General features: G+C 41.0%; 17 protein-coding genes. 2 read left to right on the forward strand and 15 right to left on the reverse strand.

The features are described 5' to 3' along the window. Positions 1 to 3 precede the first annotated feature (3 nt). Positions 4 to 693, forward strand: coding sequence for a gamma-glutamyl-gamma-aminobutyrate hydrolase family protein (locus tag HT698_RS00550; protein WP_023935878.1), 690 nt, complete (start codon positions 4 to 6; stop codon positions 691 to 693). Here the strand turns inward: HT698_RS00550 and radC are convergent. From radC to HT698_RS00580, 6 genes are all read right to left on the reverse strand, one after another. Further along, complete coding sequence (gene radC / locus HT698_RS00555; protein ID WP_054392765.1) at positions 690 to 1,370, reverse strand: DNA repair protein RadC; 681 nt, start codon at positions 1,368 to 1,370, stop codon at positions 690 to 692. The genes HT698_RS00550 and radC overlap by 4 nt on opposite strands. 42 nt (positions 1,371 to 1,412) lie before the next feature. Continuing rightward, positions 1,413 to 3,704, reverse strand: coding sequence for a DNA helicase PcrA (gene pcrA, locus HT698_RS00560; RefSeq protein ID WP_173218399.1), 2,292 nt, complete (start codon positions 3,702 to 3,704; stop codon positions 1,413 to 1,415). Positions 3,705 to 4,220: 516 nt separating this feature from the next. Beyond that, positions 4,221 to 5,081 (reverse strand): methionyl aminopeptidase, encoded by an 861-nt coding sequence (locus HT698_RS00565; protein WP_000631543.1) that lies wholly within the window; start codon positions 5,079 to 5,081, stop codon positions 4,221 to 4,223. Between the two features lie 15 nt (positions 5,082 to 5,096). Then, positions 5,097 to 6,374, reverse strand: coding sequence for a CBS-HotDog domain-containing transcription factor SpxR (gene spxR / locus HT698_RS00570; RefSeq protein ID WP_173218397.1), 1,278 nt, complete (start codon positions 6,372 to 6,374; stop codon positions 5,097 to 5,099). Next, complete coding sequence (locus tag HT698_RS00575; RefSeq protein ID WP_173218395.1) at positions 6,367 to 6,918, reverse strand: GNAT family N-acetyltransferase; 552 nt, start codon at positions 6,916 to 6,918, stop codon at positions 6,367 to 6,369. Before HT698_RS00575 ends, spxR begins: the two co-directional genes overlap by 8 nt. Positions 6,919 to 6,933: 15 nt before the next feature. Then, positions 6,934 to 8,193, reverse strand: coding sequence for a UDP-N-acetylglucosamine 1-carboxyvinyltransferase (locus tag HT698_RS00580; protein ID WP_173218393.1), 1,260 nt, complete (start codon positions 8,191 to 8,193; stop codon positions 6,934 to 6,936). 226 nt (positions 8,194 to 8,419) lie between these two features. Here HT698_RS00580 and HT698_RS00585 point away from each other — a divergent pair, with 226 nt between their 5' ends. Further along, entirely contained in the window at positions 8,420 to 9,586 is a 1,167-nt protein-coding gene (locus HT698_RS00585; RefSeq protein WP_173218391.1) for an IS30 family transposase, read from the forward strand. Positions 9,587 to 10,604: 1,018 nt separating this feature from the next. Here HT698_RS00585 and HT698_RS00590 read toward each other — a convergent pair. The 9 genes from HT698_RS00590 to dnaG form a co-directional block, all read right to left on the reverse strand. Then, the gene (locus HT698_RS00590) at positions 10,605 to 10,763 is read right to left on the reverse strand and encodes a hypothetical protein (RefSeq protein ID WP_001808548.1); all 159 of its coding nucleotides are present in this window, start codon (positions 10,761 to 10,763) and stop codon (positions 10,605 to 10,607) included. Positions 10,764 to 10,772: 9 nt separating this feature from the next. Beyond that, on the reverse strand, positions 10,773 to 12,083 hold the full coding sequence (obgE, locus tag HT698_RS00595) for a GTPase ObgE (protein WP_173218389.1): 1,311 nt from the start codon (positions 12,081 to 12,083) through the stop codon (positions 10,773 to 10,775). Positions 12,084 to 12,146: 63 nt separating this feature from the next. After that, positions 12,147 to 12,281, reverse strand: a complete 135-nt coding sequence (locus HT698_RS00600; protein WP_000863859.1) for a DUF4044 domain-containing protein — start codon at positions 12,279 to 12,281, stop codon at positions 12,147 to 12,149. Positions 12,282 to 12,339: 58 nt separating this feature from the next. Continuing rightward, complete coding sequence (locus HT698_RS00605) at positions 12,340 to 12,516, reverse strand: PspC domain-containing protein (protein ID WP_173218387.1); 177 nt, start codon at positions 12,514 to 12,516, stop codon at positions 12,340 to 12,342. A gap of 30 nt (positions 12,517 to 12,546) precedes the next feature. Beyond that, a complete protein-coding gene (locus HT698_RS00610; protein ID WP_173218385.1) occupies positions 12,547 to 13,872 on the reverse strand; it encodes a glycosyltransferase family 4 protein in 1,326 nt (441 codons plus the stop codon). A 15-nt stretch (positions 13,873 to 13,887) separates the two neighbouring features. After that, positions 13,888 to 14,931 carry an alpha-galactosylglucosyldiacylglycerol synthase gene (cpoA, locus tag HT698_RS00615; RefSeq protein WP_173218383.1) on the reverse strand — a complete coding sequence of 348 codons (1,044 nt, stop codon included), beginning with the start codon at positions 14,929 to 14,931 and terminating at the stop codon, positions 13,888 to 13,890. A gap of 115 nt (positions 14,932 to 15,046) precedes the next feature. Beyond that, the gene (locus HT698_RS00620) at positions 15,047 to 15,376 is read right to left on the reverse strand and encodes a metal-sulfur cluster assembly factor (RefSeq protein WP_000331925.1); all 330 of its coding nucleotides are present in this window, start codon (positions 15,374 to 15,376) and stop codon (positions 15,047 to 15,049) included. A 14-nt stretch (positions 15,377 to 15,390) separates the two neighbouring features. After that, the gene (gene rpoD / locus HT698_RS00625; protein ID WP_173218381.1) at positions 15,391 to 16,500 is read right to left on the reverse strand and encodes an RNA polymerase sigma factor RpoD; all 1,110 of its coding nucleotides are present in this window, start codon (positions 16,498 to 16,500) and stop codon (positions 15,391 to 15,393) included. A gap of 2 nt (positions 16,501 to 16,502) precedes the next feature. Continuing rightward, positions 16,503 to 18,263 (reverse strand): DNA primase, encoded by a 1,761-nt coding sequence (gene dnaG / locus HT698_RS00630; RefSeq protein WP_173218379.1) that lies wholly within the window; start codon positions 18,261 to 18,263, stop codon positions 16,503 to 16,505. Positions 18,264 to 18,270 lie beyond the last annotated feature (7 nt).

The raw sequence follows: 18,270 nt of genomic DNA on the forward strand, positions 1-18,270 counted from the left end.
TTTATGAAAAAACCAGTTATAGGGATTACAGGAAACGAAAAAACTCATCCAGATGATGACATCATGATGAGCTACGCAGCAAAAGGCTTTGTTGAAGGCGTTAAAGACGCTGGAGGGATTCCCATCATCCTACCGATTGGTGATCAAGAAATGGCCTGCCACTATATCAGTATGATTGACAAGCTCATCTTGACAGGTGGGCAAAATGTTGATCCAAAATTCTATGGTGAACCAAAAACTATTGATAGCGATGACTACCACCTTCAAAGAGATATATTCGAACTAGCCCTCATCAAGGAAGCTATCAAACAGCAAAAGCCGATTTTCTCTGTCTGTCGTGGGACTCAGCTTTTTAACGTTGCCATGGGTGGAACTTTGTACCAAGATATAGAAGACCACTGGCAGGATTGTTCTGCCGAATACACAACTCAACGCTTGGTGACAGAACCAAATACTGTTCTTCGAGAAATCTATGGAGAAATCTCCCATATCAACTCCTTCCACCACCAGAGCATCAAGGATTTAGCACCAAATTTAAAGATTGCGGCTCATGATCCTAAAGATGGTATTATAGAAGCTGTTATGAGTACGGATGATGTCGCCTTTCTCGGTGTCCAATGGCATCCAGAATTTCTATTTGAAAATCGTCCCAAGGATAAAAATCTCTTTGATTATGTCGTTAATGAACTTTAGATTAAATCCGTCTTTTCACGGTAACTAAAGTAACTAGATTGTGAGACAATCAAATGGTCCAAGAGGACAATCCCCATCAGTTCGCAGGCTTCTTTGACAAGTTTAGTGACATGATCATCATTTCGGCTAGGCGCTACCGCTCCTGAAGGATGATTGTGAACCAAGATGAGAGAAGTCGCCATATGCTTGATTGCATAGTGAAGGATCTCTCGCGGCTCAGCGATACTACGAGTGGCAGAACCGATAAAAATGGTCTGTTGATGGATGATTTGATTTTGAGTATTGAGATAGAGCGCCACCAGGTGCTCTTGTTTTTTGTCCCCTAATTCCTGTTGCATCTTCTTGGCCAACTTTTGACTACTGAGAATACTTTCCATTTCAAGGGTCTCGTATTTGTGAATACGATGCCCCAATTCAATCATAGCTTGCAACTCTATAGCCTTAACACGACCGATACCAGACAGACTCTGCAATTCCTGCAGGGTCATTTTTTTCAAATCCGTTAGGCTTGAAAGATTGCTCAAGACTTTCTGGGCAATTTCAAAAACGCTGGCTTGACGTGTTCCTGTCCTAAGTAAAATAGCTAGCAACTCTTGATTACTGAGCGCTTCAACTCCTTCCTTGGCCAGTCTTTCTCTTGGCAATAATGAATCTTCTTGAAATGAAATACTGTACATAAAAATCCTCCTCACTTTATTATTCGTGAGAAGGATGAAAAATTAGATTTTTTTCTCAATTGGAGCCACACTGGCTAAAAGTTTTTTCAAACCTACTTCTGGGAAATTGATTTTCAATTCCTGCGTAGCACCACTACCTGAAACTTCCAGAACGGTTCCCTCTCCCCACTTCTTGTGGAGGGCAATATCACCAATGGACCAATTTGTCTCACTAGACGCTGATTTTGCGCCAGCTGTAAATTGACCAAATGGGAGACCGCTTGATTGGATAGTTCTTGGGGCGGCACTACGTTTACGGTCTTGAAGAGCTTGAGCCAGACTCATACCTTGACCGAAGGCAAGACCACCACTGCTATATGATGCCTTAAAGCTTGCATTGGCTGGACGGGCCAATCCTTGATACTCAAGCAAGTCTGAACTAATTTCATTAATAAAACGAGTCGGACGGTTGTAGTTGGTACGACCGAAAAGCAGGCGCGAGTTGGCATTGGTCAGATAGAGAATTTTCTCTGCACGCGTAATTCCTACATAGGCTAGACGGCGCTCTTCTTCTAGTTCATCTTGATCTTCAGCTGCACGGCTAAGCGGGAAGACATTTTCTTCCATCCCAATCAAAAATACAACTGGAAACTCTAGACCTTTGGCAGCATGCAGGGTCATCAAGGTCACTTCTGATGTCTCCTGACTACCTGAATCTGTGTCGGCAATCAAGGCCAAGTCATTTAAGAAACGACTCAGTTTGTCCAGACCAGTTTCTTCTTCTGCCACATCAGAGGTGTCATCAAAGTTTTTTGTCACAGAAAGGAACTCTTCGATATTTTCAACCCGAGCCTTGCTTTCTAGAGTTGCTTGGGCATTAAGAATATCGACGTATCCTGTTTTTTCTAGAACAGCCTCAACCAACTCTGTAATAGTTAAGTGATCTAGCTGCTCTCGTAAATCTAGAATCATATTGGCAAAATCCCAGATAGACTGAGATACCTTACCCTTGATACCAGATAACATGATATTAGCTGAAGCATCTAACATAGACATGTCTTGCATATTCGCAAAATCACGGATTTTCTCAACAGTACCTGGGCCAATTCCACGTTTAGGCTCGTTAATAATACGTTCAAAACTAATATTATCACTCAAATTAGCAATAAGGTTGAGGTAGGCAATAATATCACGAATTTCCTTACGGCTGTAGAACTTGGTCCCTCCGACCATTGTATAAGGGATATTTGACTTGAGCAGGGCTTCTTCAATGGTACGAGACTGCGCATTTGTACGATAGAGAACTGCAAAATCCTTGTGAAGAAAGTTTTGACTGCGACTAAGTTCATCGATGGTTCTGGCTACAAATACAGCCTCATCTAGCTCATCATCGGCACGATAGTAAACGATTTGTTCCCCATCAGCGTTTTGGGTCCAGAGATTCTTAGGACGGCGGTTTTTATTGTTTTGAATAACCTCATTGGCCGCTTGGAGAATAGTTTTGGTTGAACGGTAATTCTCCTCCAACAAAACAACCTTGGCTTGAGGATAATCTTTCTCGAAGTCCAAGATATTCTGCATATCAGCACCACGCCAACCGTAGATAGACTGGTCCGCATCTCCAACAACACAGATATTTTTAAAACGGGAAGCCAAGAGTTTGACCAATTGGTACTGAGCATGGTTGGTATCTTGGTACTCATCAACGTGGATGTATTGGAATTTCTGTTGATAATAAGTCAAAACATCAGGATTTTGATCAAAGAGACGCAGGGTCAGCATAATCAAATCATCAAAGTCAACCGACTCCGACTGACGCAGTTCTTTCTGATAGGCTGTATAACACTGGGCCACAATTTGCGTGTACATATCGCCAGCTTGGGCAGCATAAGCCACATCATCAATCAAGTCATTCTTGGCATTGGAAATAGTCCCCAAGATGCTCCGTTCATTCCATTTTTTCGGATCCAAGTTTAACTGCTTAAGAATGCGTTTCATAAGAGTTCGCTGTTCACCAGGATCCACAATAGTAAAATTACGGTTGTAGCCAATATGATCCGCATCACGACGCAGAATACGAACACACATGGAGTGAAAAGTCGCAATCAGACAGTCCTGAGTGGCTGGATTGAGGTTATAAGCACGCTCTTTCATCTCACGCGCAGCCTTATTAGTAAAGGTAATGGCCAAGATATTCCAAGGATTGACCAGCTTTTCATCAATCAGATAAGCAATGCGGTGGGTCAAAACTCGAGTCTTTCCAGAACCAGCCCCCGCCATGATCAACAAGGGACCTTCTGTCGTTTGTACCGCCTCAGCCTGACGGTCATTCATTCCATTTAATAATGCGTTCATCTTCTCTTCCTTACTCTTGAAGTCAATATTTCTATTATATCAGAATTCAGGGAAAATAGAAACTTTACGGGGAGTAGCAAAATATAGTGGATTGAAACTAGAATACTACACTGTGGGTTTCTAAAACACTCGACTCTTTCACTCAATTTTTTCATAAACTAGCTCAATACCTCAATATAAAAAAGTAAATTTAAGATTGGCAATACGAACGTTAAACAGAATTCCATTTATCTTTTTAAAACCAAAACAACGATATCGTAAAACCTCTACACGAACAATAGATTGCGACACTAAAATATTCTCCCCTAGTTTTGCTTTACTAATAGTATATAGGAGGAAAGCCCTGAATCCTAGATCCTCTGTTATGATGTGGTTACAAACAGAGTTGAAAAAAATCTTAAAATCAGAAAAACGCATTATACCAGGTACTTAAAGCTTGATACAATGCGTTTTATTATAAAAAGATCTACTAGATTTTTTATCAAAATAAACTTCCAGTAGTCTTTTCACTTTTTATTAATAAGTCCCTTCTTCACCTTGACTAGTCAAAATAACAGGTCCATCTTTCGTAATGACAAATTGGTGTTCATACTGACATGACAATCCACCGTCAATGGTCTTATGGGCCCAACCAGTCTTCATATCTGTATCAATTTCCCAGTCACCTGTATTGATCATTGGTTCAATAGTCAAGACCATTCCTTCACGAAGACGGAGTCCTCGACCTGCAATACCATAGTTCGGAACCATTGGTTCTTCATGCATGGTTGGGCCAACACCATGACCAACCAAATCACGCACTACACCGTATCCACGACTTTCAGCATATTCTTGAATAGCTGCTCCAATATCACCAATACGATTTCCAACAACAGCTTGCTCAATACCCTTGTACATAGCTTCTTTGGTTACATCCATCAAGTTTTTCACTTCTTCGGACGGTGTACCTACAGCATAAGCCCAACATGAGTCTGCAAGACCACCAGAATAGCTCTGAGTGTATTTCTTCATTTGCTCAACATTGTTGAAGTTTAATTTTGAGACATTCAGGTCAGATTTAGCAATAGGACCTCCCAAAACCATATCAACTTTGAGCAAATCACCATCTTTCAAGATATAGTGACGAGGGAAAGCGTGAGCCACTTCATCATTAAGAGAGCAGCAGGTAGCATAAGGATAGTCCATCATTGCACCATCAACCCCAATCTGAAGCGGAAGGAAATTTTCTTCCTTACAACGACGGCGGACATACTCTTCAACTTCCCACATATCTACGCCAGGCTTAATCAAATCACGTAAGCCGATATGAATACTTGCTAGAAAATCACCGGCCTTATCCATAGCTTCGATTTCACGAGCTGATTTTAATGTTATCATTTTTTCTCCTAGTTTCTAATTAATTTTAACGGTTACATTTGCTTTTGAAACAATCTGGTGACCATGATAAATATCGTAGTCAATAATAGCTGATCGTCTCGTATGATGAATAATCCGTGCTTGAATGCGCAGTATATCATCTATCTGAACAGCCTGCAAAAAGTAGATCAGCATCTGCTCGATAATGAGATTGCGACCACTATTCACAACTAAATCTTGAGTCATATGGGTCAAAATTTCTGCCAATACACCATTAGCCAAAACACCATTTTTCTCTAGCATAAAGGGTTCCACTGTAATCACTACTTCATCATGGTGATAAGAAAGTTTTTGACCAATCTGCTCAGAAAAAGTAGGTAGAGCAGAAACTTGGGAACGACTCATCTTCTCCATGACATCTCGTCTGGTTACAACCCCAAGCAAGGTTTGATTGCTTCGAACAACTGGTACCATTTCAAAGTCTTCTGCTATCATTCGTTGACTCACATTGGCAATATTGGTCGCTAACCCTGTTACGAAGATACTGCGCGTCATCACCTTGTCAATCGTCGTGCTGGGAGACTTGTCTCCTGCGTCACGCATAGTAACAAGCCCAACAACCACTTGATGTTGATTGATAACAGGGAAACGACTGCTACGATTCTTGCGTACCAAGTCCAAATAATCTTTAACAGTGTCTGTCTCTCTCAGAAAACCATATTCATGACTTGGACGATAAAGCTTCTCAACTGTCAAAATATCAGTCTTGATTTGGACATTTGACAAGGCTTTATTGATCATGGTCGCGACAGTGAAAGTGTCATGCTTGCTTCTCAGAACAGGAATTCCTTTTTGATTGGCCAGTTTAAGAACATCATCATGAATCTGAAATCCCCCTGTAACCAAAACGGCATTTTCATTTTCAAGTGCTAACAGTTGGATACGGGTACGGTCTCCGACAATCAAGAGCCCCCCATCATGAAGGTAAGATAAGATATTTTGCTCAGTCATGGCACCGATTGAAAACTTACTAAATTCTCTCTCTAAACCTTCTTGTCCAGCCAGAACCTCAGAAGAGGTCACTTCAGCAATTTCAGCAAAAGTTAATCTTTCGATAGCAACTTTCTGGGATTTAACACGAATTGTTCCACTTCTAGGACGGGTCTCCACAATTCCACGGTTTTCAGCTTCCTTGATAGCGCGATAAGCCGTTCCATCACTGACTCCCAGATGGTTGGAAATGCTACGAACACTGACCCTTTTACCTACTGGTAATTCCTCCAAATAGCTTAGAATTTCCTGATGCTTACTCATTGAATTCTCCTTTTACATACCGAAATTCAAGATAATCCCGCATTTTCCTTGTATAGCGATCACTTCCTTTAAACTGACGAATCAATCGAAATCCAGACTTAAGGGCAACCCGTTGACTAGCTTCATTTTCAAGGTGGGTAATGATGGATAATTGTTTTAAGCCAACTTCTTCAAAAGAAAGTTGACAAATTTTTCTAACAACCTCTGTCATAAATCCTTGCGACCAAGCATCTTTTCTCAAAAAATAGCCAAGTTCAGCTTCTTTTTTAATTTCATCTAACTTTTCAAACTTAACAGAACCAATCATTTTTTCAGTTTTCTTGTCACAAATAGCCCATACTCCCAAAGGGGACTTCATAAAGTAATTGGCCAACGCATATTGGCTCTCTTCCAGACTTGCCTGAGTCGGGAAAATAAATTGAAGATTGTCTGGATTTGAAGCTATCTCATGGAAGTCTTGACTATCACTAAAAAAGAAAGGACGCAAATACAAGCGATCCGTTTCAAAAAAAGAAAACATTGCTAATTTGGTCCAAATATTCATAAACACCTCTACGGTTTAATCCTCAACAAGTGTAATATCCGCTCCTAGATTACGTAATTTTTCGATAATATCAGAATAACCACGTAAGATAAACTCGATATTGGTAATTTCAGTTTTACCTTCAGCCATAAGCCCAGCAATGACTAGTGCAGCCCCAGCTCGTAGGTCAGTCGCTTTAACACTTGCCCCACGCAAATTACGTCCACCTGTGTACAAAATATGACCATTTGTTGTCGAAATGTCCGCATCCATCTTTGCTAGTTCAAAAACATGATTTACACGTTTTTCGTAAATCGTATCAACAATTGTACCACGACCATTCGCTCTTAGTAAAAGTGGGGTAATCGGTTGTTGCAAATCAGTTGCAAAGCCTGGGTAAGGAGCTGTCTTAATATTGATTGCCTTCAAATTAGACTGCTCTTCGACAAAAATGCTGTCTTCAGATACAGTCATTCTCACTCCCATTTCTTCCAGCTTAGCAATAAATCCTTCTAGGTGTTCGTAAAGAACATTATTTATACGAATCCCCTTGCCGACTGCAGCAGCTAAAGATATATATGTTCCAGCTTCAATGCGGTCTGGAATAACCTGATGACGTGTCCCATGTAATCTTTCGACACCATCAATAATGATGATATTGGTTCCTGCCCCACGGATATGGGCACCCATATTATTCAAGAGGGTAGCTACATCAATAATCTCAGGCTCACGGGCTGCATTTTCAATAATAGTACGACCATTCGCCTTAACCGCAGCAATCATGGTATTGATCGTTGCCCCTACACTAACCGTATCCATATAAATACTTGCACCATGAAGTCCTGTATCTTTAGCAGATAACTTCATGTCATCTCCCTCGTAGCTAACAGTGGCACCCATAGCTTCAAAAGCCTTAAGGTGTAAGTCAATCGGACGAGGACCAAGATCACATCCTCCCGGTAAACCAACTGTCGCTTCACCAAAACGGCCTAAGAGGCTCCCATAAAAATAGTAAGATGCACGAAGACTGTTAATTTTCCCATAAGGCATTGGAATATTTTGAACACCTCTTGGATCAATCTCCAATACATCGTCATAACGATTAACAGTAGCTCCCATCAATTCCATAATTTCGACAAGACTTGCTACATCCGAAATATCTGGAACGCAATCCAAAGTCACCACATCATCAGCCAAGATAATAGCCGGAATTAAGGCCACAACACTATTTTTAGCACCACTAATAGTGATTTCACCTTGCAGTGGTAATCCACCATTGATAACAATTTTTCTCATTCTAAGTTTTTAATACTCTTTCAAGATTTCTAATAAGGTCTTTAAAATAAATTATATCATAAATGCAACCTTTTTTCCATTCTTTTCAATTTTATTGGATAAATCAAAGTTGACGGTAACTTCTCAAAGTAACTTCCACTTACCTAACCGAAGTGGAAATTAGTCTCAAACGGATTTTTATGGTGGAATTAAGTGTGAGACGTTTGAGTTAGAAATGAGGTCTACTATGACAAAACATAAACACCTTACCCTTTCAGACCGCAATGATATCCAATTGGGCTTAGAGCGCGGTGAAACCTTCAAAGCTATCGGGCAACTTATTCTAAAAGACCCTACTACTGTTTCTAAAGAAGTCAAACGAAACAGACAAGTCCGAGAGTCTACTTATGATAACCTCCCTTGCCCTCTGCTCGACAAAGCTCCCTTTGTCTGTAACGGATGCCCTAAAAGAAGACAAAACTGTGGCTATCAGAAAGTCTTCTATCTCGCTAAACAAGCTCAAAAGCAGTACGAACAAACTCTTGTTGAAGCTCGTGAAGGAACTCCCCTCAATTCCAAGACCTTCTGGGACATGGACAAAGTCATTTCTGATGGGGGTAAAAAGGGACAACACATCTATCATATCCTCAAAACTCATAACCTGGATGTTAGCTCCTCAACTGTCTATCGACACATCCGAAAAGGTTACCTGTCTATCGCTCCGATTGATCTTGCTAGAGCCGTTAAATTCAAAGAAAGAAGAAAAAGTAAGCTACCTTCCATCCCTAAAGAAGCGAAAAAAGGCCGTTCCTATGAGGATTTCCAAAACTATTTATCCCTTAATCAACTAGACTCTTGGCTGGAAATGGACACCGTTATGGGCAGGATGGGAGGTAAAGTCCTACTCACCTTCAATCTATCTTTCTGTAACTTCATCTTCGCTAGACTTCTGGATAATAAAACTGCCCTTGAGGTTACCAAACACCTCTATGACATCAAGAACACTCTTCATCAAGCCGACAAAGATTTCTTCCAACTCTTCCCTGTCATTCTGACAGATAATGGCGGAGAGTTTGCCAGGGTTGATGATATCGAAATGGATGTGCGAGGAGAGAGTAAACTCTTCTTTTGTGACCCTAATCGCTCTGACCAGAAAGGGAGAATTGAGAAAAATCACACGCTGATTCGAGACATTCTACCTAAGGGAACTTCCTTTGACAACTTAACTCAAGAGGATATCAATCTCGTCTGCTCTCATGTCAACAGCGTCAAACGCGCTGCTTTGAATGGAAAGTCAGCCTATGAACTCTTTGCCTTTACCTATGGAGAAGAAATTCCTAAACTTCTCGGCATTTCTAAAATACCTGCAGAAGACGTCTGCCAGTCGTCTAAATTACTCCAACATAAAATCTAAAAACTAATCTTTAACCCCATTCAAACGTCTCACACTAACTTCCACTTGGATTAGCAGTGGAACTTAGTTTGGGAATTTACCAATCAGAGTTGATGAGTTAGTCACTGATACTCAATGAAAATTAAAGAGCAAACTAGCCGCAGGCTGCTCAAANNAAGTCAGTCACATATATACGATAAGGCGACGCTGACGTGGTTTGAAGAGATTTTCGAAGAGTATAATCTTTCTCGAATCGCTATTGCCCCTTTTTTGTCCCCTGAAACCAAGTAGGAGCTAAGACTAGCTCCCTTATCTAAGTATCGGAATACGGCTGTTCAACTAAATTTTAGCAAGAACTTCTCCCCCTTCTCTCAGTTCACAGAAGCGTTTTATACATACCGTCCTATATTTCATGAACAAGACGTTTTCAGGCTAGCATCCTATCAGACAATTTATTTTAAAGATAACCGTGACTCAGGATCACTTCTATCTGTCGTTTTCTCTTTATAGTGATAGACCTCACGGGATAAGTCGTACATCTATCCTCGTTTATACAAGATATGAGGACGTTAAAAGGTTACAGTGAAAATAGAAAACCTTAGTCCAAATTCAATTACTCTCGTGCTTTATGTATATAGGTTACGACTACCTTTTTGGAATTTAGAGTTTTGAGCTCCCTTATCCACTATATACGCCTTACTATCACGTTCCTGTTCGTAGAGCCACGATTTCGCTATCCCTTCCTCTGACGATTCTTATTTCCAGCGTCAGACTTAAAACGGTCTATCCCCAGACCGTTTTAATCCGCTACCTCACGATAGTCAGGCTTGGGAATCGCTATTTGACTCGCCGATAACTTTGACATCAGATATACTATAACAAAGTGAAATAAGAATTAAACAATTTAATTTTGAAATTCAAATCAATTGATAACAATATTTTAGAAGATATGCTGTGCTATTCCAGATTCAGTTTGCTATACATCCCGTCGTACCACAAAATCCCGTGTCTGATGAGGCACGGAATTTTTTTATCTTCTTTACTGAGATGGATTTTCCTTTTTAGTTCGTGCCAATCTCAAGGCACGATTTGGATTGAGACGATTAAATAGTTCTTCCAATTTCTTTTCATTCCAAACATCTGCAGCGGAAACGAAATTTCCATCCGCATCTCGGAAAGATATCGGTTTATCTCCCATACCAGTCTCCTAGTCTACAAATTCAAACTCAAATTTACCAATTCGGACCAAGTCACCATCTTTAGCACCACGCGCACGAAGGGCTTCATCAACCCCCATACCACGAAGCTGGCGAGCAAATTTCATGACTGATTCGTCACGATCAAAGTTGGTCATATTAAAGAGTTTCATCAGTTTTTCACCAGAAAGCACCCATGTTGCATCGTCATCACGACTAATTTCAAAGGCTTTTTCTTCCTCGTCAAAGCCGTAGTATGCTTCTTCTTCCATATCTGACTCGTCGTAGAGCAAGAATTCTGGTGTCTTGTCTAACAATTCAGCTGTCGCATCCAAGAGCGTTGCCAAACCTTGATTGGTCAATCCAGAAATCGGGAAGATAGCTGGTAACTCTTCAAATTCATCGTAGTTTTCAGCCAATTTTTTCTTGAATTCTTCAAGATTTTCCTGACTCTCAGGCATATCCATCTTATTGGCTACAATAATCTGCGGACGCTCCATGAGGCGAAGATTGTATGACTCCAACTCTTTATTGATTGCTAGGTAGTCCTCATAAGGATCACGGCCTTCGCTAGCTGACATATCAATGATGTGAAGGATGACACGGGTACGCTCAATGTGACGGAGGAACTGAGTTCCCAAACCAACACCTTGACTAGCCCCTTCAATCAAACCTGGTAAATCAGCTACTGCAAAGGATTCACCTGATTGGGTGCGAACCATACCTAGATTTGGCACAATGGTCGTAAAGTGGTAGGCACCAATTTTAGGTTTAGCTGAGGTAATAACACTTAAAAGTGTTGATTTTCCTACTGATGGGAATCCTACCAAACCTACGTCTGCCAAAATTTTTAGTTCTAATTGTAATTCACGCTCCTGACCTGGTTCTCCATTTTCAGAGATTTCCGGTGCAGGATTTTTTGGTGTCGCAAAGCGGATATTTCCACGACCACCACGACCACCGTGGGCAACGATAAATTCTTGACCATGTTCAATCAAATCTGTCAAGACCTTGCCAGTCTCTGCATCACGAACGGTCGTACCTTGTGGTACACGAACTCTAAGGTCCTCAGCACCACGACCATGCATCCCTTTGGTCATCCCTTTTTCACCAGAATCAGCCTTGAAATGGCGATTGTAGCGAAAATCCATCAAAGTCCGTAGTCCTTCGTCTACAACGAAGACCACATTGCCTCCACGACCACCGTCACCACCCCAAGGTCCACCATTAGGGACATATTTTTCACGGCGAAAGGCAACCATGCCATCGCCACCATTACCAGCCTTGACCTTGATCTTGGCTGTATCTAAAAACATACTCATTTTTTCTTCTCACTTTAAAAAATGGCTGGGAAATCCCAGTCACAAAATTTTCTTAAATCTATTTTATAGATTACTGAGGGCACCAATTGCAGTTGCAAAAATTCCCAATAAACTTGCTACTAGCATGATAATCACGATAAACAAGGTTATTTTCTCAAACATAGTTTTTTTACGATTTCCATTATCTCCAAATGCCATTTTTTTCTCCTTCGTTACATTCTATTTTCTATTATCTTAGCATGAATTTAGCTAGTTTTCAATAGTCAGTTGCTACAGGTGCGATAATCCATAAAATGATATAAGCTACAATTCCCGCTCCGTAACAGCAAGCAAAAACACCCCATATTACGCGAACGATAGTTGGATCCATATCAAGATAATGGGCCACTCCGGCACAAACACCCGCAATCTTTTTGTCATGCCCACTTCTCATTAATTGTTTTTTTCATAGCTGTTCCTCTTTCTATTCTTCATGGTCTTTCCAATAATCTCTTATGCTGATTAACTGTGTTTTTGAAGCCTTCAGCATGCGTCTAGAGCCTTTTACCGGTACAGCGACCACCTTTTGCGGTAGATACAAAACTGTCTTAAAGATACGCTGACTAACCGTATCATCTTTAGCCAAATCTTTCTGGAAGTTATTTGAAATAATGGCATCCAGATAAAACTCATGCACTCGTTTTCCAAAGTTCTCAGCTGAAATCTCATACAATTTCTCTAATAAGGTATGCTCATTCATATCTGGCGTTGCAATCAAGGCCTCTAAAATAGCTCCAGCCAAATCATGTTCACCGTAATACAAGGTTCCAAACATTTTGTCACTGATCAGATTGTCCAGATAAGAATTTCCATGAGCAATGACAGGCGTCCCACTGGCTAAGCTTTCCAAGTAGGTCAAGCCTTGGGTTTCACTTGTCGATGCCGAGATGAAGAAATCCGCCGCCTTATAATAAAGAGCCGTCTCACTAGGAGCAATCATCCCTGTAAAGATGACCGAGTCTTGAATCTCTAGTTTCTGGGCTTGCCCTTTGAGGTCATCTAAATAAGGCCCGTCCCCAGCTACTACCAGTTTGACCTTGTCTTCTTCTTTCAGAACTTCTGCAAAGGCTGCTAGTACTGCTTGAATATTTTTTTCATAGGAAATTCTCGAAAGACTCAGCAACATCTTTTCACCATCTTGAATCCCTAGTTTAGTACGCAGTTCTTTCAAATTTTCCTGCTTGATTTCTGGACGCTCAAACTTGGCTAATTCAATCCCAGTAGGAATGACCCGTTTTTCAACCTTAACCTTATAGTTCGATAGCAAGTCTCGGACAATCTCACTCGGGCAAATGACTCCATCCACATCATGCAAAAAACCTCTAACCAGATACTTGACCATGCTAGGACGAATCAACATTCCCTTGGCAATATAATGCACATAGTCTTCGTACTGAGTGTGATAGGTATGGATGACTGGAATCTTCAATTCACGCGCAATCCAAATCCCCAACAAACCAAGAGAAAATTCTGTCTGAGTGTGGATAATATCCAGTTGATATTGTTTAGCAATTTCAAGCGCCTTGCTGAAACCTCGATAGGCAAAGCGACGATCTTTAAAAGCAAAGAAAGGAACACTTGGAATGCGGATAATTTGCCAATCTTCATAACGATTGACATCCTTATCTGTCGTCGTAAAGATAAAAACAGCATGTCCCTGTTTTTCAAGTTCTGTTTTCAAGGTTCGAATACTGGTCGCAACACCTGAAACCTGAGGAAAATAGGTATCTGTAAATAAACCAATTCGCATAGATTACCTCACTTTTTACTTTCTCCCTAAAGCGGCTTGTTTCTCATAAAAGTTCAACCAGATTTGCAACAGATGCTCTTCAGAATACTCTCTAGAGATATTCTTAGCCTTTTCTTTAAGATCGTTTAAGGTAGCAGGATTTGCTTGATATTCCAGAATAGCTTCTTTCATCTCTTCTCTATCTGCTGTCGCCCGATAATTTCCCTCTAAAATTACCTTATAAAGATCTAAATCACGCAACATAATAGGAGCTTCACAACTAGCAGCCTCTAAAATCGTCATCGGAAAGAGCTCATTGTAACTAGGAAGCAAGAAAAGATCCGCTAGGGCATATAATTCGCGCATCCGCTCTGGTGAGACAATTCCTGGAAAAATCAAATTTTTAGGGGGATTCTCCATGATTTTCTTGTAACGTTCATAACCATCTGTCATACCACCAAAAGAGAAACCACCTGCCCAGATAAAGGTAATTTGCGGCAATTCCTCAGCCAGACGGATAAAATCGTCAATCCCTTTGCGCTTCTGAACTTGACCAGCACCTACTACGATAAACTGATTGTCACTAAGACCTAGCTCTGTACGCAGTATCGCTACCTCTTCCTGTGGAAGAGGATGCCATTTTTCCTTGTTTACAAAGTTAGGAATATAAGTCACTTTTTCACGTGGAATACCAGCTGCCACCAAATCCTCGATAAACATAGGATTGACCACCACCAAGTGCTCCATCCGGTTGTAAAAAGAAAATACATAGCGTTTCACAATTCCCTTTAAGAAAAATGGAATTTTCAAACTCCCCTCAAGTGTATCAGGCAAGAAATGTACATAGCCAATTTTCCTCCCTGAGCGTTTCTTTTGGAATGTTGATAAATAATAGGGGAAATCAATTGTATGAAAGTGAGTCACATCTGCCTCGATTGGAAGATTTTCTGTAACAATCAATTGGTCCTTGGCATCACGGTGAAGAAGACGAACTAATTCACGGTAGGCACCTGAAACTCCTTGTCCTGCTACTTTCTCACTTGAACTCAACATATTGATGCGTAATTTCTTTTTTTCCATAACTACTATTATATCATTTTCTTTGAATAAAATCAGCAAAAGAAAGGAGAGACTAAAGGAAAAGAAGAGGAAATTTCCTCACTTTTCCAATAATCTCTCACATGCTTTTATTTGTTTACTTAATGCCTAGGGCAATGCGTGCATAGCGACTCATTTTTTCAACAGTCCAGGCTGGATACCAAACTAATTTGACCTCAGTGTCAGTTACTTCTGGCACCTCGGTCATAGCATCATAAATCTGGTCTGTCAAAAGATCTGCCAGGGGACAACCCATGGTTGTCAAAGTCATATCAATCTCTGTTTGTCCTGTGTCGCCGTCAAAACGAATCTCATAGATCAAACCAAGATTGACAATATCGATTCCCAACTCAGGGTCAATAACTTCTTCCAAGGCTGATAAAATTCGTGTTTTGATGTTTTCAATTTGCTCTTCTGTATAAGCCATATTCATCCTCACTCTTAGTCTTCAATAAAATCACGAAGTGGTTTGCTGCGACTTGGTTGGCGTAGTTTTCTCAAAGCCTTAGCTTCAATCTGACGAATTCGCTCGCGAGTCACGTTAAAGACTTTACCAACATCTTCAAGGGTACGCATTTTACCATCATCTAGCCCAAAACGCAGACGCAAAACATTTTCTTCACGGTCTGTAAGAGTATCCAAGACCTCATCCAACTGCTCACGCAAGACGATACGAGTTGTATAGTCCACTGGATTTTCAATCACTTCATCTTCGATAAAGTCCCCAAGGTGGCTATCATCCTCTTCACCGATTGGAGTTTCAAGGGATACCGGTTCTTGGGCAATCTTCAAGATTTCACGAACCTTATCAGGTGTCATATCCATTCGTTCAGCGATTTGTTCTGGTGTTGGATCTTGCCCCAATTCTTGAAGAAGGTTACGCTGTTCACGAACAAGCTTGTTAATCGTTTCAACCATGTGGACTGGGATACGAATAGTACGAGCTTGATCCGCAATAGCACGAGTGATAGCCTGACGAATCCACCAAGTTGCGTAAGTTGAAAACTTGAACCCTTTAGAATAGTCAAACTTGTCAACCGCCTTCATCAAGCCCATATTTCCTTCTTGAATCAAGTCAAGGAACTGCATACCGCGTCCAACATAGCGTTTGGCAATAGAAACAACCAAACGAAGGTTGGCTTCAGCAAGACGTTGTTTGGCTTCGATATCACCAGCTTCAACAGCTAGTGCCAATTCTTTTTCCTCTTCATTGGTCAAGAGAGGAACAACCCCGATTTCTTTCAAGTACATACGGACAGGGTCATTGACCTTAGCCGAAGTTGAACCAATCAAGTCCTCATCACTGAGTTCTGGCTCTTCTTCAGTGTTAAGAACACGCGCACTTGGATTTCCTTCGTTATCTGTGATCGAAATTCCTGCATCCTGAATCCGTTGCAAGAGATCTTCAATCCCATCAGCGTCCAAGGTAAAAGGAACGACAAGACTAGCATTGATTTCATCATCTGTTGCTGTCCCTTTTTGCTTATGATTACGGATAAATTCTGCTACTTGTACGTCAAATGTTGTTACTTCTTTTTGTTTTGTTGCCATTATTACTCCATTCTTCTCTTTTGGGAAATTAAACGTTCCAATTCTTCTAGGGCTGTGTCGGTATCTCCTACATGGCTAGCTTCCTGCACCTTCTTTTTGATTCTCATATTGTCCTGATTCAAGAGAGCCTTGTTTCGAGTCAACTCTACTTCACTAAGTTCCTGCGGTGACATCTCAACAGGCAAATCCTGAGCTAAGACTTGGTACCAAGCTCTTTCAACTTCCTCTGTCTGTTCTGCTAAAACTTCTGGAGGAAGATTGCCATACTGACCAAGCAAGTCATATAAGACCTGAAATTCAGGTGTATCAAATGCAAAGTCTTCTCGCAAGCGGTAATCGTTCAAAACAAGAGGGGATTCCATCATCCGATAAAGTAGATGGGCTTCTGCCCTCATAATAGCGGATAACTGCTTGGTGACAGGCATGGTGATTGGCGTCGGTCTGGAAATTCCTTCCATGCGATTCTGCCTTTGCGCCTGACGACTCTCATTAACAATCTGCTCAATCTGGGCATAATCAAAGGACGCCAGACTGTCTGCTAAAATATGAATATAGCTGTTTTGAGCAGTGATGGACTTTTCTTGAACAATCAAGGGAGCTATTTTTTCAATAAACTCAATCTGAGCCTGCAGATTTTCACTGTTTTCAGGTTTGTACTGGTGAATGTAAAACTCAATCGGACTAATACGAGTTTTTGTTAATAGATAGGCCAAGTCTTCTGGTCCATTTTTTTGTAGATACTCATCTGGATCCAAGTTATCAGGCATACTAACGATTTGCACAGGCATATCGCCAATTTCATCCAAGGCTTTCAATGTCGCAGCTTGCCCAGCCTTATCACCATCATAAACAAGAACCAACTTCTTGGTTAACCTTTTCAGATGCTCAACATGCTCATGACTCAAGGCCGTTCCCATGGACGCCACAGCGTTTTCGATTCCAGCCCGATAGGCTGCGATGACATCCATGAACCCTTCCATCAGGTAAATCTCACTGGCTTTTCCAGAAGATTTTTTTGCCCTATCCATATGATATAATTCGTAACTTTTGTTAAAAATTGCAGTCGATCGGCTATTTTTATACTTAGAAGTTTGTGAATCCGTTTTCTGCCAGATACGACCTGAGAAGGCAATGACCCTTCCCTGATCATTGGTCAGGGGAAACATAATGCGATTGTGAAAGGTGTCTACAAATTGATTAGCATCCGAGAGATAAAACAGTCCCGAATCCAAGAAATCCTCTTCACGATACTGATCAGACAAACGTTGATAGAGATAGTTGCGTTCTGGAGGTGCTAAACCAATCCGAAAATGCTTGAGCACTTCATCTGTCAAACCACGCTGATAAAGGTAGTTTCTGGCCTCTTCCCCCATAGTCGTTGTCATGAGAATAGCATGATAAAATTTAGCCGCATCTTCGTGCATATCATAAAGAGCTTGGTGAGGAGAAACTGGCTTCTGTTCACTATAAAGCGGTTTTTCAACCTCAATCCCCACACGCTGACCTAAGATTTGGACAGCCTCCATAAAGGGAACCCCTTGGTACTCCTCGATGAATTTAAAGACATCACCCGAGCGGCCACAACCAAAACAGTGGTAAAACTGCTTGTCCTCTACAACGTTGAAAGAAGGTGTTTTTTCACCATGAAAAGGACAGAGCCCTAGATAGTTCCGTCCTGCCTTTTGTAAAGAAATCACATCTCCTATGACTTCCACAATGTTGGCATTGTTTTTGATTTCTTCAATGACTTGTTTGTCAACCATACACAAT

It is taken from the genome of Streptococcus sp. 3109 (assembly GCF_013276905.1).
Taxonomy (GTDB): Bacteria; Bacillota; Bacilli; order Lactobacillales; family Streptococcaceae; genus Streptococcus.

Bases quoted from the DNA above. Each gene is read 5' to 3' on its own strand.
- obgE (WP_173218389.1), bottom strand. From the start codon at position 12,083: ATGAGTATGTTTTTAGATACAGCCAAGATCAAGGTCAAGGCTGGTAAT.
- HT698_RS00610 (WP_173218385.1), bottom strand. From the start codon at position 13,872: ATGCGAATTGGTTTATTTACAGATACCTATTTTCCTCAGGTTTCAGGT.
- radC (WP_054392765.1), bottom strand. From the start codon at position 1,370: ATGTACAGTATTTCATTTCAAGAAGATTCATTATTGCCAAGAGAAAGA.
- HT698_RS00575 (WP_173218395.1), bottom strand. From the start codon at position 6,918: ATGAATATTTGGACCAAATTAGCAATGTTTTCTTTTTTTGAAACGGAT.
- HT698_RS00620 (WP_000331925.1), bottom strand. From the start codon at position 15,376: ATGGCTTATACAGAAGAGCAAATTGAAAACATCAAAACACGAATTTTA.
- rpoD (WP_173218381.1), bottom strand. From the start codon at position 16,500: ATGGCAACAAAACAAAAAGAAGTAACAACATTTGACGTACAAGTAGCA.
- spxR (WP_173218397.1), bottom strand. From the start codon at position 6,374: ATGAGTAAGCATCAGGAAATTCTAAGCTATTTGGAGGAATTACCAGTA.
- HT698_RS00580 (WP_173218393.1), bottom strand. From the start codon at position 8,193: ATGAGAAAAATTGTTATCAATGGTGGATTACCACTGCAAGGTGAAATC.
- pcrA (WP_173218399.1), bottom strand. From the start codon at position 3,704: ATGAACGCATTATTAAATGGAATGAATGACCGTCAGGCTGAGGCGGTA.
- HT698_RS00590 (WP_001808548.1), bottom strand. From the start codon at position 10,763: ATGGGAGATAAACCGATATCTTTCCGAGATGCGGATGGAAATTTCGTT.
- dnaG (WP_173218379.1), bottom strand. From the start codon at position 18,263: ATGGTTGACAAACAAGTCATTGAAGAAATCAAAAACAATGCCAACATT.
- HT698_RS00585 (WP_173218391.1), top strand. From the start codon at position 8,420: ATGACAAAACATAAACACCTTACCCTTTCAGACCGCAATGATATCCAA.
- HT698_RS00605 (WP_173218387.1), bottom strand. From the start codon at position 12,516: ATGAGAAGTGGGCATGACAAAAAGATTGCGGGTGTTTGTGCCGGAGTG.
- HT698_RS00565 (WP_000631543.1), bottom strand. From the start codon at position 5,081: ATGATAACATTAAAATCAGCTCGTGAAATCGAAGCTATGGATAAGGCC.
- HT698_RS00600 (WP_000863859.1), bottom strand. From the start codon at position 12,281: ATGGCATTTGGAGATAATGGAAATCGTAAAAAAACTATGTTTGAGAAA.
- cpoA (WP_173218383.1), bottom strand. From the start codon at position 14,931: ATGGAAAAAAAGAAATTACGCATCAATATGTTGAGTTCAAGTGAGAAA.
- HT698_RS00550 (WP_023935878.1), top strand. From the start codon at position 4: ATGAAAAAACCAGTTATAGGGATTACAGGAAACGAAAAAACTCATCCA.